General features: G+C 62.9%; 8 protein-coding genes. 6 read left to right on the plus strand and 2 right to left on the minus strand.

Going from position 1 to position 15,342, the window contains the following annotated elements; translation table 11 throughout:
- The first annotated feature begins 632 nt into the window (after positions 1 to 632).
- From DMP11_RS02065 to nifJ, 5 genes are all read left to right on the plus strand, one after another.
- Entirely contained in the window at positions 633 to 1,856 is a 1,224-nt protein-coding gene (locus DMP11_RS02065) for a hypothetical protein (RefSeq protein ID WP_123184849.1), read from the plus strand.
- 821 nt (positions 1,857 to 2,677) lie between these two features.
- Positions 2,678 to 4,006, plus strand: coding sequence for a formyl-CoA transferase (gene frc, locus DMP11_RS02070; protein ID WP_123184850.1), 1,329 nt, complete (start codon positions 2,678 to 2,680; stop codon positions 4,004 to 4,006).
- A gap of 163 nt (positions 4,007 to 4,169) precedes the next feature.
- Positions 4,170 to 5,915 carry an oxalyl-CoA decarboxylase gene (oxc, locus tag DMP11_RS02075; protein ID WP_123184851.1) on the plus strand — a complete coding sequence of 582 codons (1,746 nt, stop codon included), beginning with the start codon at positions 4,170 to 4,172 and terminating at the stop codon, positions 5,913 to 5,915.
- Between the two features lie 52 nt (positions 5,916 to 5,967).
- Positions 5,968 to 7,161 carry an AEC family transporter gene (locus DMP11_RS02080; protein ID WP_123184852.1) on the plus strand — a complete coding sequence of 398 codons (1,194 nt, stop codon included), beginning with the start codon at positions 5,968 to 5,970 and terminating at the stop codon, positions 7,159 to 7,161.
- Positions 7,162 to 7,369: 208 nt separating this feature from the next.
- The gene (nifJ, locus tag DMP11_RS02085) at positions 7,370 to 11,023 is read left to right on the plus strand and encodes a pyruvate:ferredoxin (flavodoxin) oxidoreductase (protein ID WP_123184853.1); all 3,654 of its coding nucleotides are present in this window, start codon (positions 7,370 to 7,372) and stop codon (positions 11,021 to 11,023) included.
- Positions 11,024 to 11,294: 271 nt separating this feature from the next.
- Here nifJ and cysK read toward each other — a convergent pair whose 3' ends face one another.
- Together cysK and DMP11_RS02095 are read right to left on the minus strand one after the other, a co-directional pair.
- On the minus strand, positions 11,295 to 12,221 hold the full coding sequence (cysK, locus tag DMP11_RS02090; RefSeq protein WP_123184854.1) for a cysteine synthase A: 927 nt from the start codon (positions 12,219 to 12,221) through the stop codon (positions 11,295 to 11,297).
- Between the two features lie 163 nt (positions 12,222 to 12,384).
- Positions 12,385 to 13,662 (minus strand): hypothetical protein, encoded by a 1,278-nt coding sequence (locus tag DMP11_RS02095; RefSeq protein ID WP_123184855.1) that lies wholly within the window; start codon positions 13,660 to 13,662, stop codon positions 12,385 to 12,387.
- A gap of 664 nt (positions 13,663 to 14,326) precedes the next feature.
- Between DMP11_RS02095 and DMP11_RS02100 the strand changes: the two genes are divergently transcribed.
- The gene (locus tag DMP11_RS02100) at positions 14,327 to 15,154 is read left to right on the plus strand and encodes a gamma-glutamyl-gamma-aminobutyrate hydrolase family protein (protein WP_123184856.1); all 828 of its coding nucleotides are present in this window, start codon (positions 14,327 to 14,329) and stop codon (positions 15,152 to 15,154) included.
- The last annotated feature ends 188 nt before the right edge of the window (positions 15,155 to 15,342 follow it).

Consider the following 15,342-nt stretch of genomic DNA (forward strand, 5'->3'; position numbering starts at 1 on the left):
ATCAAACTCGCCCCGCCCTTCGCCACCGCGATGCAACCCACTCTGCCTTCGCCACCACGGAGTCGCGCGTTTGTGGCCGAACGATGTTTTTCTTGCTGGCCCGTGCGGAAACCAATCCTTCTGGCCTCCCGTTTTCCCATTCGGCGCCCCGCCCGATGCCCCGTTTTCCACTGTTCCCCTTCGACAGCGCTAAGCGTTCGCGTTCCGTTTTCCCCATTTTGGGGAAAGCTCCGCCATCGCGTTGCGCGCCAACACTCTCGCCGCAACGTCTGCCCTACTCCACACGGCGCAGCTGGTTTTCCACCGCCCCGTTTTGCCTCGGCGGATTTTCCACCGCTCCTGGTGCACCTCCTCCCAAAACCCGCATTTGGCGCCGCGCCATAACCGCCGTGACGAATTTCTGGCGAAACGGCGGCGACGGTTTGATGGAACTTTGTGTCATGGGGGGCGAAACCGTGACGAATTCCCGTAGAACAGGATCGAAATACCTGTTCAAGTGGCATATTTCCCCATTTTATCCACACCGGTAAAGCGAAAAAATCCCCGCTATAATGCCCGCAAACCCTGCCGCTCAAACCGGCAAACCCCAGTCCTGCCGCTTGGCATCTCTAGCCCCACGAAAAGGAATCCCCATGCCGAACCAGCCCAATCAAAAACACAGCGAAGCTCCCCAACTCCTCATCGCCGATGGAACCGCCGCTACTTTCTGGCGCTTTTCACCGGGCCGAAGCCTGGAAAGCGCCCGACAGCCCCTTGCCCACGCACCGCAAAAACCGCCGTCGGTAAAGCTCATCCCCGCCCTCATGGCCCAATGCCATCCGCGACTAGCGGCAAGTGGGGCTTTCCCGCTCTCCTACGATTCGCGAACTCGCAACAACGCCGCAAATGAAACTGCAAGCCAGCGCATCGCGACGCCCGCCAATCCCCACACCGTTCCGTCAGAGGAGGGCCTTTGCGCCGCTCCGTCAACCAGCGACCCCTTCGCCATCGGCACAAACGCTCGCGTGGAAGAACCTTCTCTGCTCCGTCAGGCCTTCGACGCACGCTGGCACTTTCTTGTCGACTCCCCCGAACAGCGTTTCCGCACCAAATTCGCCGAAAGCCACGTTTGCCGAAACACCTTACCGCCACAATCGGCCATCAGGCTCAACCAAGACGTGTCCATCGCTTCGCCCGAGTTCACCTTCCTGCGCATGGCCAAAAAGCTTTCCCTTCTCAATCTTGCAGCGTTTGGGTCGGAACTCTGCGCAGACTTTTACTACAGCTGGGAAGACGGCCGGACGGTTATCAAGCCACGATCGGCCCTCGTCACCCAAAACGCCCTTGCCGCGTTCGTGGAGCAGGCCAGCTTCATGGAAGGTGCGGTGAACGCCCGAAAGGCTCTTCCGTTTATCGCGGCCCATGCTCGGTCGCCCCGAGAAATACAGTCCGGTCTGGTGATGGGGCTCCCCCGTCGCATAGGCGGGCAAGGCATTGGAGCGCCGATACTCAATCACCGCATCGAACACGCGCCCACCCGAAACTGCCCCCAAGGGCACTTTATCTGCGACCTCTTTTGGCCGCTCGCCCAGGTAGACGTGGAGTACGAGGGCTTCGAATGCCACGCCAACCGATTCCTTGAAGATTCAATGCGCCGCAACGCCCTTGAGTCGCTGGGCATAACGGTCATCACCCTCACAAAAGACGAGTTTCGCGAGCTGAACGACATCATTGCCATCGCAAAGCGCATCACGGAGAAAAAGGGGATGCGGTGGAGGCCGCCTTCTGCGAAGGAGTTGGAACGCATGCGGCGCCTGCACGAGACCGTACTCTCATGGTCGAGGAACCAGGGCCAGCCGCCGAGCATCTTCGGCTGATTAAGCGCGGGCAAGCGCAATGCGGCGCGCAAATTAAGGACGGCGAATATCGGCCCGTCATGCCGGCATTTTTGCCACATCCTCGAAAAAATGACAGGGCGCGTCAAAGAAATGAGGATGTGGCAAAAACAGGCGGCGAAAATTGCCACATCCTCGTAATAGATGCGAAATCGGCACAAAAAATGAGGATGTGGCAAAAGTACGGCTCCAAAATTGCCACACCCTCGAAAACGCGACACAGCGCGTCGAAAAAACGAGGATGTGGCAAAAAACCGATGCGCGCGAGGTCCATGTTACGCGAAGACGCAAGCGGGACGGCGCGAGCAAGGGCAAAGGGCGCGAAGCGGTAGCGCCAGACTGGATGGCCCGCGTCAAAGGCGCACAAACAATGGCCCAGCGAAGCGCGGGGAAAGCACGGCGTGATGCGATGGATACAAACGGGGGCTACGCGGGCCGGCGGCGGCACGGCGCGTGGCGAGCAGGAACGGAGCCGCATCGGGGGTGTCAATCGCCGGCGAAGGTCGCACGGGGACGGAACTGCTGCGGGAGCGCCGATTGCCGGCGGGGCCCTGGCCGCGGGCGCGGACAACCGAGAGCGGCGGGAGGCGCGATGGGGCGGCCAGGGCTCGGCGCGCAGTGCGGGCGGCGGAGCTACGCGAGCCGGCGGCAAAGGCGGGCGACGGGGCGGGAGGGTCGGCAACATGCCTTTAACGGGCGGCTCCCAGCTCTATGGCAATCGCGCCCATGGAGGCGGAGCGCTCCCAGCAGCGACTATGCTCGTCTTTGGCGGTTTATCAATCCCTCTATTGAAAGGTGGAATAATGACCGATATGCAGTCAACGGCCCCTTTGGCCGGTATTAAGGTAATTGACTGGACCCAGGTGCAATCCGGCCCCTCCTGCACTCAGATGCTGGCCTGGATGGGCGCAGAAGTTATCAAGCTGGAGAAAGTACACGGCGGCGATCCCACCCGCAGTGAGATGAACGACGTGGACGGCAGCTACTCGCTGTACTTCCTGCAGCTCAACGCCAACAAGAAGTCGCTTACCCTGGACATGAAAGACCCCGAAGGCGCTAAGGTGCTGACCGCCCTTTTGAAAGACGCTGACATCTTTATCGAGAACATCGGCCCCGGCGACGTGGAGAAGCTGGGCTTTGGCTGGGAGCAAGTGCACCAGATCAACCCCAAGTGCATCATGGCCTCGCTGAAGGGCTTCAACCAGGGCAGCCGCTTCGAGCACGTGAAGGCCTTTGAACCGGTAGCCCAGTGCGCCGGCGGCGCCGCCTCCACCACCGGCTGGAACGACGGCACCCACCCGCAGCCCACGCAATCGAGCGCGGCCCTGGGCGACTCCAACACCGGCATGCACATGCTGATCGCCATCCTGAGCGCGCTTTTGCAGCGGCAGCGCACTGGCGAGGGCTGCTACGTGTACCAGTCCATGCAGAACGCCGTGCTCAACCTGTGCCGTATCAAGCTTCGCGACCAGCTGATCCTGGACAATCTGGGAGAGCTTTCCTACTACGCTTGCTATCCGGGCTTCAATTGGGGCAAGGCCATCCCTCGCGCCGAGAACGCCGAAGGCGGCCTGGTACTGGGCTGGTGCTACCGCGCCAAGGGCTGGGAGACCGACCCCAACGCCTACGTGTACATCGTCATCCAGCAGTCCCCGAAGGGCTTTGAGACCTTCTGCAAGGCGCTGGGCTTCGAGGATTGGCTGACCGACCCCAACTTCAGCACCCCCAACGCCCGCGACGAGCACAAGGCGGAAGTGTACAAGCGCGTGGAAGAGTACACGATGCAGTACGACAAGATGACCCTCACCGAGAAGCTGGGGGCCGCCGGCGTGCCGGTGGGCCCGGTGCTGGATTGGCACGAGCTGGAAAGCGACCCCGATCTGAACAGCGACGGCACCATCGTCACCATCGACCAGGAAGACAGCCGCGGCAACTTCAAGACCATCGGCCTGCCCTACACCATGTCGAACTACACCCCCGATTACAAGCGTGCGCCGAAGCTGGGTGAGAACAACAGCGAGATTCTTACCGCGCTGGGCTACAGCGCCGAGGAGATTGCCGCGCTCGAGGCCAAGGGTGTCATCGGTAGCAACAACGGCGTGCCGGCCGACCTGAAAAAGCCGGCCAAATAGGTGCCTTTTGCGGCGCGCGGTCCGCTAACTCGCCGCAGCCGCAAAAGACGACGGCCAAAGGCCGCACCCCCCCCCCGAAAACCCGGGGCGCTGCAGAACCTCCTGCGGCGCCCCCTTTCAAACGCCCCTTCCCCAGGAAGGGCAAACTACCTGGAGGCTTCTTATGGACAACACTACCGCTGCCACCAACCTCACTGATGGCATGCACATCCTTACCGAATCGCTCATGGCCAACGGCGTAAGCAAAATGTACGGCGTGGTGGGCATTCCGGTGACCGACTTCGCCCGCATTGCCCAGGCCAAGGGCATCCGCTACATTGGCATGCGCCACGAAGCCGACGCCGGCAACGCCGCCGCGGCCGAGGGCTTTCTCACCGGCAAGCCCGGCGTATTCCTCACCGTTTCCGCCCCTGGCTTCCTGAACGGCATCACCCCGCTGAAGGAGGCCACCGAAAACGGCTGGCCCTGCATCATGATCGGCGGCTCCTCCACCCGCAACCTGGTGGACATGGGTGAAGGAGACTACGAGGGCCTGGACCAGATGAATTTCGCCAAGCCCTTCTGCAAGGCATCGTTCCGCGTGGACAACTTGGAAGACATCCCACTGGCAGTGGCCCGCGCCATGCGCATCGCGCTTTCGGGACGCCCCGGCGGCGTGTACATCGACTTCCCCGGCGAAACCATGGGGCTTTCCATGGACGCCGATGCCGCCAAGGCCATGATCTACACCGTGAACGACCCTTGCCCGGCCATGGTGCCCTCGCAAACGTCGGTGGACACCGCCATGAAGCTTCTGGCCGGCGCCAAGAACCCCTGGATCATCCTGGGCAAGGGGGCCGCGTACGCCCAGGCCGACGAGGAGATTCAGAACTTCATCCACGCCACCGGCATCCCCTTCCAGCCCATGTCGATGGCGAAGGGCCTGCTGCCCGACGACGACCCGCTGGCCACCCTTTCCTGCCGCGGCCTGGCCATGCGCACGGCCGACGTGGTGCTGCTGGTGGGCGCGCGCCTGAACTGGATGCTGCAGTTCGGCAAGGGCAAGAAGTGGAACCCCGATGTGAAATTCATCCAGATTGAAATCGACCCGGCCGAAATCGACAACTCCCGCTACATCGACGCCCCCATCGTGGGCGACATCAAGTCCACCATGAAGATGATGAACGAGGCGCTGAAGACCACCCCGGTGAAGGCCTCGGCCGAATGGCAGCAGCTGCTGGCCGCCGACATCGCCAAAAACGACGCCCGCTTCGCCGGCAAAACCGCCAGCAGCGAAGTGCCCATGAACCACTACAACGCGCTGGGTGCCGTGAAGAAGGTAATGGACAAGAACCACGACGTGTATCTGGTGAACGAAGGCGCCAACACCCTGGACGACTGCCGCGACATCGTGAACCAGTACCTGCCGCGCCACCGTCTGGACTGCGGCACCTGGGGCGTGATGGGCGTGGGCCTGGGTTACGCCATCGGCGCCGCTGTGACCACTGGCAAACCGGTGGTTTCCATCCACGGCGACTCCGCCTTCGGCTTCGACGGCATGGAAGTGGAAACCATCTGCCGCTTCCATCTGCCAGTAACCGTGATGGTGCTGAACAACGGCGGCATCTACCGCGGCGACTTCGAGAACCTGGGCACCGACGGCGACCCCTCCCCTCTCACCCTGGACGCCACCGCCCACTACGAGAAGATGATGGAGGCCTTCGGCGGCAAGGGCTACTTCGCCACCACCCCCGACGAAGTGGAGCAGATGCTGGCCGAGGCCATCGCCTCGAAGCAGCCTTGCATGATCAACGTTCAGCTGTCCGTGCATGCCGGCGTAGAGAGCGGCCACATTGGCAACCTGAACCCGAAACCGGTGACGGGCCCGCTGGCCGACTCTGAAATGGTTGACGACCCGGCCGTGAAATAGCCTCTTGACTTTACGCCCCGGCCCCACGCCGGGGCACCCTTAGGAGGGAATCATGGTCCAAATTCTTGTAAACGACATTCTGCCCATCTTGGTCATCATGATCTTGGGCTACATCTGCGGCAAGTTCAGCTACTTCGACGACGACCAGCGACAGGGCCTGAACAAAGTGGTGCTGAACATCGCGCTGCCGGCCGCTCTGTTCGTGTCCATCGTGAAGGCCACCCGCGAGATGCTGGTGAGCGACATCACCCTCACGCTGATTTCGCTGTTCGGCATCGTGGGCATGTTCATGCTCAGCTTCTTCCTGTGCAAGCTGCTATTCCACCACAGCACCCAGGAAGCCGCCGTGTGCGCCCTGATCGCCGGCTCCCCCACCATCGGTTTTCTGGGATTCGCGGTGCTGGATCCCATCTACGGCAACAACGTGGACACCAACCTGGTAATCGCCATCGTGGCCATCGTGGTGAACGCCATCACCATCCCCATCGGCTATTACCTTATTAACCTGGGGCAGGCGAAGGACAAGGCGAAGGCGCTGGCGGCCGCCGGGAAATCTGCGGCGGGCAAGGCGGCCGAGGCGGTTTCCGCTGCCGCCAACACCGGGGCGAAGGCAGTTGCCGACGCCGCTGTCGGCGATGGCAAACTGGCGATTGCCGCCGACGGCACCCACGTGGACAAGCACGGCGACACCATCACCGCCAAGGGCGAAGTGGACGTTTCCCGCTCGTCCAACAAGGGCACCAAAAAGCACCACGAGATAAAGAACCCCAACCTGGCCGCCATCGTGAACGCCCTGAAGCAGCCGGTGTGCTGGGCGCCTATCTTGGCCGTGCTGCTGGTGATCATCGGGGTGCAGTTCCCCTCCGAGCTTGACCCCTGCTTCGAGCTGATCGCGAAGGCCAACTCCGGCCTGGCGGTGCTCTCCGCCGGCCTGGCGCTGTCCACCGTGAAGTTCTCGCTAGGGGTGGAGACGCTGTGGAACACCTTCTTCCGCCTGATTCTCACCCCTGCGGTGTTCATCGGCCTGGGGCTGATCTTCGGCATGGCGGGCGATGGCGACAAGCTGTCACTGCTGGTTATGGCCGTGGCCCTGCCGCCCGCTTTCAGCGGCATCATCATCTCCAGCCGCTACAACATCTACGTGCAGGAAGGCGCGTCTTCAGTAGCGGTTTCCACCGTGGGCTTCGCCGCTACCTGCGTGCTCATCGTGTGGATCATGCCCATCATCACCCACATGTTCGCCTAAGGGCAGCTGGTCTCTTGTGTGGGCCGATTCGACAGGGTCGGCCCACACAACCCAATTATTCGTAGGGCAGAGATTCTATCTCTGCCTGGGTCGTAAGGAAAAATGGCTGCAAGCCTTCTGGAGCTGGGCCGATTCGGCGGGCCGAACCTCGTTCCGGCCCGCCGAATCGGCCCAGCTAGGATGGAGCCAGTGTTGAAGGAGACGGATCATGGCATCTGAACGCAAACCGATGGACGGCATGACCGCCGCCGCCTACGCCGCCTACGCCCTCTCGGAAGCCGCCGTAATCTTTCCCATCACCCCCGCATCGCGAATGGCCGAAACCGTGGAGGCGTGGTCGGCGGCCGGCAAGAAGAACCTGCTGGGGCAGCCGGTGATGGTAAAGGAAATGCAGTCAGAAAAAGGCGTGGCGGGCATGGTGCACGGCAGCCTGGCCGGCGGGGCCCTCACCAGCACTTTCACCGCATCGCAGGGGCTGATGCTGATGATTCCCAACCTGTACAAGATTGCCGGCGAACTGCTGCCGGGGGTGTTCCACATCACGTCGCGGTCGCTCTCGGCTCACGCGCTGTCCATCTTCGGCGACCACCAGGACATCATGGCCATACGCCCCTCGGGCATCTGCATGCTGGCCTCCAATTCGGTGCAGGAATGCATGGACCTCTCGCTGGTGGCCCACCTTTCCGCCATCCAGGGCAGCCTACCCTTCGCCCACTTCTTCGACGGGTTCCGCACCTCCGACGAAATAACCACCATCGACACCATCAGCCCGGAAGCCATGCGGGGGCTGGTGGATTGGGGCGCGGTGCAGCGGTTCAAGGCGCAGGCCATGGACTGCCAGAACCCCATGATGCGCGGCACCGACCAAAACCCCGACATCTACTTCCAAAACCGCGAGGCCGCCAACCGCTACCACAACGCCATGCCGGCTATCGTGCAGGCCAACATGGACAAGGTGGCGCAACTGACCGGGCGCGCCTACCACCTGTTCGATTACGCGGGAGCGCCGGACGCCACGCGGGTGGTGGCGGCCATGGGCAGCGCCTGCGACACACTGGCGGAAGCAGCGGCGCACCTGAACGCCCAGGGGCAGAAGGTGGGGGTGCTGAAAGTGCGGCTGTACCGCCCCTTCGACGCGACGGCGGCCATGGCGGCCCTGCCGAACACCGTGCAGGCGCTGGCGGCGCTGGACCGCACGAAAGAGCCGGGCAGTCAGGGGGAGCCGCTGTTGCAAGACCTGGTGCAGGCGGCTTTCGACAGCGGCCGGAAGATGGACGTAATCGGCGGCCGCTACGGCTTGAGCTCCAAGGAGTTCTCCCCTGCCGATGCCATTGCGGTGTTCGACCATCTGCGGCTTTTCAGCGGCGAGGCGGCCGGGGCCGAAAGCGGGGCGGGCAAGGCGCTGCGCCGTTTCACCGTAGGGATAACCGACGACGTTACCCGCCTTTCCATCCCTGTGGGGCCGGCGGTGAACACGCTGCCCAACAGCCGCTACCAGCAGTCCATTTTCTACGGCTTCGGCTCGGACGGCACCGTGGGGGCCAACAAGCAGGCAGCCAAGATGGTGGGCGACGCCACCGGCAGCTACGTGCAGGAGTACTCCTGGTTCGACGGCAAAAAGTCCGGCGGCCTCACCATTTCCTACCAGCGCTTCTCCAACGCCCCCATCCACTCCCCTTACCTGGTGGAAGAGGCGGACTACATCGGCTGCCACAAAGACATCTACCCGCTGCGGGGCTACCCCATGCTGGACCACCTGAAAGACGGCGGCATCTTCGTGCTGAACTGCCCCTGGGGCTCGCTAGAGGCGCTGGGCGCCCACTTGCCGGCGGCTTTCAAGCAAGCGCTAGCGGCCAAGCACGCTCGCTTCTTCCAAATCGACGCCAACAAGCTGGCCCAAGAAGTGGGGCTGGGGCCGCGCATCAACATGATCATGGAGACGGCGTTCTTCAAGCTGGCGGGGGTGATGGATTTCGAACAGGCCGTTGAGCTGCTGAAACGCGACATCGCCACCTTGTACGCCGCCAAAGGGCAGAAGGTGATAGACGCCAACATCGCCGCCATCGACCAAACGGCGGCCCGACTGAAAGAGGTGCGCTACCCCGCCTCGTGGGCCCACGCCAAAACCGGCGCCGTGGCCAGCAACGCCCAGGCCATCGCCGAAGGGCCCGCCTACATCCGCGATTACTTCGCCCCCATATCCCGCCTTGAGGGCAACCAGCTGCCGGTGTCGGCCATGCACCCTGCCGGCTTCCAACCGCTGGGCTCCACCGCCTACGAGAAGCGGCGCGTTGCGGTGAACATCCCCGAATGGGACGTGGACAAATGCATCCAGTGCTACCAATGCGCCACCGTGTGCCCCCACGCCGCCATCCGCCCCTTCGTGGCCGCGCCCGCCGAGCTTGAAGGGGCGCCAGACGCCTTCGCCACCAAGCCGGCCACACTGGCGGCCCTCAAGGGCAAGCAGCTGCGCATCCAGGTGTTCCCGGAAGACTGCGTGGGCTGCGGCAGCTGCGCCGACAACTGCCCGGCGCCGGGGAAGGCCCTGGTCATGAAGCCTCTGAGCTCGCAACTAGACGCGCAGCGGGAAAACCTCGCCTTCGCCCAGAAGAACATCTCCCCCAAAGACCACCTGGCCGCCCCCACCACCGTTGCCACCCTGCAGCTGCAGCAGCCACTGCTGCAGTTCTCCGGCTGCTGCGGCGGCTGCGGCGAAACCCCTCATGTGAAGATGCTCACCCAGCTGTTCGGCGACCGGCTGATCATCGCCAACGCCACCGGTTGCAGCTCCATCTGGGGCGCCTACAGCCCCTCGATGCCCTACTGCGCCAACAAGCGCGGCCACGGGCCGGCGTGGGGCAACTCGCTATTCGAGGACAATGCCGAGTACGGCTTCGGCATCACCCGCGCCCTGGACGTGCGCCGCTCCGGCCTGACCAATCTGCTGCAGCAACAGCTGGCCGACGGCTCTTCGCAGATGGACGAGGAAACCCGCAGCTTGATTGAAGACTGGCTGGAGTTCAAAGACGAACCGAACGCCGCCGGCAACCTGGGGCGCATCATTTGCGAGAACCTGGAAGCCTACCGGCCCGCCACCAGCGAAGAGGCCAGCCGCATCCAGCGCATCCTGGCTGAAAAGACTCTCTTCCAAAAGAAGAGCGTGTGGATTGTGGGCGGCGACGGCTGGGCCTACGACATCGACTTCGACGGGCTGGACGAGGTGCTGGCCAGCAAGCAGAACGTGAACATCCTGGTGCTGGACACCGAAGGCTACTCCAACACCGGCGGCGAGATGAGCAAGGCCACCCAGCTGGGGTCGGTTTCCGGCTTCTCGCTGGACGGCAAGCCCACCCCCAAGAAGAAACTGGGGCGCATGATGCTGCAGTACGACTACGTATACGTGGCCAACATCTGCCTGGGGGCAAACATGCAACAGACTATCGACGCCTTCCGCGAGGCGGAAAGCTACAACGGCCCTTCCATCGTGGTGGCGCTGTGCCCCTGCATCTCCTGGGGCATCCACGGCGGCATGGCCACCAACATCCGTCTGGCGAAGGAAGGGGTGAAGGCGGGCTTTTGGCCGCTGTTCCGCTTCGATCCGCGCCGCGCCGCCGCCGGGAAAGACCCGCTGCAAGTGGACTACGCCCAGCCCACCGGCAATATGGAGGAATTCCTGAACAAGCAAAACCGCTTCACCGCGCTGGCCGGCCGCCTGCCCCAACACTCGGCCCTGCTGCAAAGCGAGCTGGCAAAGGAAGGTACCGACGACTACCGCACCCTCACGAACCTAGCGGGCGTTTACCAGCGCGCAGAGTGTGATTCCAGGTCGAATTCGTTGGGCAGAGATTCTATCTCCGCCTAACCGACAACCCGCATCCTGCCACAGCATTCGTTGGGCAGAGATTCCGCCTCTGCCCAACCGGTAGCCCGCGTTCTGCGGCAACATTCGTAGGGCAGAGATTCTATCTCTGCCTAACCGACAACCCGCATTTGGCCGCAACATTGGGCCAAGAAAAAAAAAATCTCGGCCCAACGAATGCTCAACCCCCCGACAAATCACCCCACCTAACGCAAAAGGGCCGCATGGTTCCAACCCCATGCGGCCCTTGCCGTAAGTAAATGCAGCCCTTCGGTTACTTCGCAAACATCTCGGTGGTAAGGTAGCGCTCGCCAGTGTCGGGAAGGATCACCATGATGGTCTTTCCGGCGTTTTCAGGGCGCTCGGCCAGCTTTGTGGCCGCCGCCACCGCCGCGCCGGAAGAGATGCCCACCAAAAGCCCCTCTTTGGCCGCCAGCTCGCGGCCCACGGCGAAGGCTTCGTCGTTCTCGACGGTTAGCACCTCGTCCACCACGTCCAGGTTCAGGGTTTCGGGGATGAACCCAGCGCCGATGCCCTGAATTTTGTGGGGGCCGGCAACGCCCTGGGTAACCACCGGCGACGCGGCCGGCTCCACCCCCACCACCCGAATGGCGGGATTCTGCTGCTTCAAAAAGGCCCCGGTGCCGGAAATGGTGCCGCCGGTGCCGAAAGCGCTCACGAAGATGTCCACCTTCCCCTCGGTGGCCTCCCAGATTTCCGGGCCGGTGGTGGCGAAGTGCACCTGCGGATTGGCGGGGTTCACAAACTGGCCGGGGATGAAGGAGTTGGGGATTTCCGCTGCCAGCTCGTCCGCCTTGGCGATGGCCCCCTTCATGCCCTGAGCGCCAGGGGTGAGCACCAGCTCGGCCCCGTAGGCGGCCATTAGGTTGCGGCGCTCGATGGACATGGTTTCCGGCATGCAGATGATGAGGCGCAGGCCCTTCGCCGCCGCCAGCGCCGCCAGCCCGACGCCGGTGTTACCGGAGGTGGGCTCGATGAGCACGGTATCTTGGTTCACCTTGCCGTCGCGGATGGCGCTGTTCAGCATGTTAAGGGCAATGCGGTCCTTCACAGAGCCGGCGGGGTTGAACGATTCCACCTTGCCCACGATTTTAGCCGCAAGGCCGTGGTTCTTTTCGTAATTGGCCAGCTCCAGGAGCGGGGTGTTGCCAATCAGCTGCTCAACGCTGGTGTAGATCATGAGCTCTCTCCTTTTAGCTTCTCTACCCTGTTCGTTTCCAAACCCCGTATCCGGGCGGGGGCGCGCCCTGACTGCCTGCGGGGTTTTCACCGGATTATAGACTATTCCTACCAAATTGCTAGACTTTATTTTCCATTGGACGGATTTTCCTGCGGCCGCCCAGCTACTCTCCCAGGTAACTGGCCTGTTGCTGCCGCGCCAGCTCCAGCCCGCGGGCCACATAGCCCTCGCCGAATTGGTGGCGAATCTTCCAGGCGTAGCGGTTTTCCGGGTTCTCGAACTTCGCCCGCTGAAATTCCAAGCACTCGGCCACCTCGGGGCCAAAGCCCTCATAGAACGCCTCCATCTGGTCGATTACCTTGCTGGCGGTTTTCACCACCGAGAACGCGTCGCCGTTGGGCATCACGATCTTCACCGTCTTCAAATCGAAATGGGCGGCGTTCTTGAAATTCTGCACCGCCTGCACCTGGTCTTTCGTGGTCAGCACCTCGTCGGGCGTGCTGGCCATCCACACCAATAGCAGCTGGCTGAACAGCACGTCGCGCACATCGATGCCAGCCCGCACCAGCGGGTTCAGGTCCACCATGCGCAGCTCGATGTGGCTGATGCCCTCCTTCAGCGCCTGCAGCCCGTAATCGCCGCGCGGCTTCAGGCGAATGGGGTAATACAGCTCGGAGGGGTAGCGAATCAGCCCGCTGTCCACGTACTGTTGAATGCTGTCAGCATAGGCCTCGGCCGAACTGTAATCCAAAATGGGGGCAAAGAAATTCCAGTAGCCCAGTTCAGAGCAGCGCACCGTGGCAAGCCCTTGGAACAGCTCACCGCCGATTTTCCCCTTCTCCACGAAAGACGAATCCATCACCGGGCTGGCGGCCATGACGGCGGTGAGGATCCAGCCGTAGATGACCGATTTCTTGGCCAGCATCACATACAAGTCGTCCCGGTAGCGGTCGAAATCCTGGCAATCGGAAAGGGCGAAGTCGGCCCGCAGCAGCTCATCGGCGAACGAATAGTTCAGGTGAATGCCGGAAAACGCCATCTTGTAGCGGCCGTAGCGGTCGGACAGGTACTCGCGGTACACCGTCTTCGATGCCTCGGCGCCGGTGTACTGGGCAATGGGGATGTCCCGTTCGCTGCGGATGTAGGGCGGGTTCGAGAACGGCCACAGGTACTCGCGCTCGTCCATGTGGCGCAACGTTTTTTGCACCTGGGCGGTGTAGCTCTCCAGCAAATCCACCGCCGCTTGAGGGGTGGCGGCAATCTCGGTGTTCACCTCAACCTGGTTTTCCGAGAAGTCACGCACGATGTGCACGTTATCGGCGAAGTGAGCCGGGGTTTGGGCCAAGAAGCCGCCGCCGTCGATGCGCAGGCTCTCCTTCTCCAACCCGAAGTTGCCCTTAAGCAACAGGGCCCTCACCTGGGGGTGGTTGGCGCGAAGCATGGTCTCTCCTTGCAATGGGGCGCCCGGGGCGCGGGCGCCAATGCGGCCCGATGCGTGGGGCAGGGCCGCTCCGATAAATTGCCATCAGTGTAGCAGTTCAACGGCCCACCCCTCTCCACGGTTGCAAAAGCGGCACCCAACCCCCTGCGCGGCGCGGCCCCCCCGTCCCGCACACCCTCGCCGCACCGCGGCCGCACGCACCGCGGCCGCACGCCCCGCGCCCTCGCCGCCACGGCCGTTCGAGCCCTCGCCGCCACGGCCGTTCGGCGCGACCTCCCGGCCCCTCGCCGCACACCCCTACCAAAGCCGCGAAAATGCGCGCGGCGCATCGCGTTTTTTCAACTTTGGTAGGGAAAACGGCGCATTTTAGCAACATTGGTAGGAAAAGCGCATTTTCGCAAGACAAAACCCCAGTTCGCTTAATTCTCCGGCACCAAAACCCCTACCAAAGTTGAAAATTCGCGCAAGCGTGTCAGGGGAGGGGCGTCATGCCACCGTGTCAGGGGAGGGAGCGTCATGCCCCCGTGTCAGGCGAACGCCATGCCCCCGTGTCAGGCGAACGTCCCCCTGGCACGCCCCATGCCCCTGTTCTGCCACTAGACAAATTGGACACAGGCGGGAAACATTGGTTGCGTAAACTGAAAGGCAACGAGAAAGGACGCACATGGAACGGCAACCGGTCATCGGACTCACCTGTACCCTGGACGAGGCGCAGGGGCATGAACGGGTGAACTGCGAATACATCGACCGCATCGCGGCGGCCGGCGGCACCCCCATCCTGCTTTCCCCCGTGGCCGGCGGCCGCGAGGCCAACGAGGCCATGGCCCAGCACTACCTGCAGTTAATTGACGGCCTGCTGCTCACCGGCGGCGGCGACATCCACCCCCGCCACTACCCCACCCACGACACTTCTTCCGAAGCGCTGGCGCTGGTGGACTTGGTGGACGAGAACCGCGACTGGCTTGAGCTGGAGCTGGCCCGCAACGCCCGCACATCCGGCACGCCCACGCTGGGCATCTGCCGCGGGTGCCAGATCATCAACGTGGCGGCCGGCGGCACCATGCACGCCGATTTGCTGACCGACGGGCTGGCGGAAGCCTCCCATCGCCAGGAGCCCCCTTACACCGCCTGCACCCACGTGGTGCGCTACGATGCGGAAACCCACATCGCCCTCAACTGCCGCCGCTGCTCCGCCTGCACCACACCGCAGCAGAAAAACGCCGCCCCTGCAGCCGCGGCCGATGCGGCCCCCTGCTCCGAACCCGCCAGCACCCTGTGCCGCAGCTGCGCCGTTGCCACCACCAACAGCATGCACCACCAGTGCCTCGCCACTTTGGGGGAAGGGCTTGCGCCGGTTGCGTGGTCGGAAGCCATCACCGAGGGCATCTACGACCCAGAACACCCCTTCTACCTGGGGGTGCAGTGGCATCCGGAATACTTAGACAGCCAATCCGCCATCTTCGCCGCCTTCGTGGAAGCCTGTCGCAGCTAGCCGCACTCCCCAGCGCGGCTCTTTGGCCAGAAAACCCACCTATGTCAAACAGCTGCGCTGAAAACTAACCGTTTGAAATAATTTATTGCCCTGCGAGACCCTTAAACGACGCGCGAAGGCCCTGCAGGGGGCATTTTGGCGCCCGTTGCCGGCGCCCGCCTCTAACAAAGATGGGGTTTTTGGCCAAA

The organism is Parvibacter caecicola, from assembly GCF_003725335.1.
GTDB lineage: Bacteria > Actinomycetota > Coriobacteriia > Coriobacteriales > Eggerthellaceae > Parvibacter > Parvibacter caecicola.

Excerpts from the sequence above, each read along its gene's own strand:
- DMP11_RS02065 (WP_123184849.1), top strand. The coding sequence starts at position 633 with ATGCCGAACCAGCCCAATCAAAAACACAGCGAAGCTCCCCAACTCCTC.
- nifJ (WP_123184853.1), top strand. The coding sequence starts at position 7,370 with ATGGCATCTGAACGCAAACCGATGGACGGCATGACCGCCGCCGCCTAC.
- oxc (WP_123184851.1), top strand. The coding sequence starts at position 4,170 with ATGGACAACACTACCGCTGCCACCAACCTCACTGATGGCATGCACATC.
- DMP11_RS02100 (WP_123184856.1), top strand. The coding sequence starts at position 14,327 with ATGGAACGGCAACCGGTCATCGGACTCACCTGTACCCTGGACGAGGCG.
- DMP11_RS02095 (WP_123184855.1), bottom strand. The coding sequence starts at position 13,662 with ATGCTTCGCGCCAACCACCCCCAGGTGAGGGCCCTGTTGCTTAAGGGC.
- frc (WP_123184850.1), top strand. The coding sequence starts at position 2,678 with ATGACCGATATGCAGTCAACGGCCCCTTTGGCCGGTATTAAGGTAATT.
- cysK (WP_123184854.1), bottom strand. The coding sequence starts at position 12,221 with ATGATCTACACCAGCGTTGAGCAGCTGATTGGCAACACCCCGCTCCTG.
- DMP11_RS02080 (WP_123184852.1), top strand. The coding sequence starts at position 5,968 with ATGGTCCAAATTCTTGTAAACGACATTCTGCCCATCTTGGTCATCATG.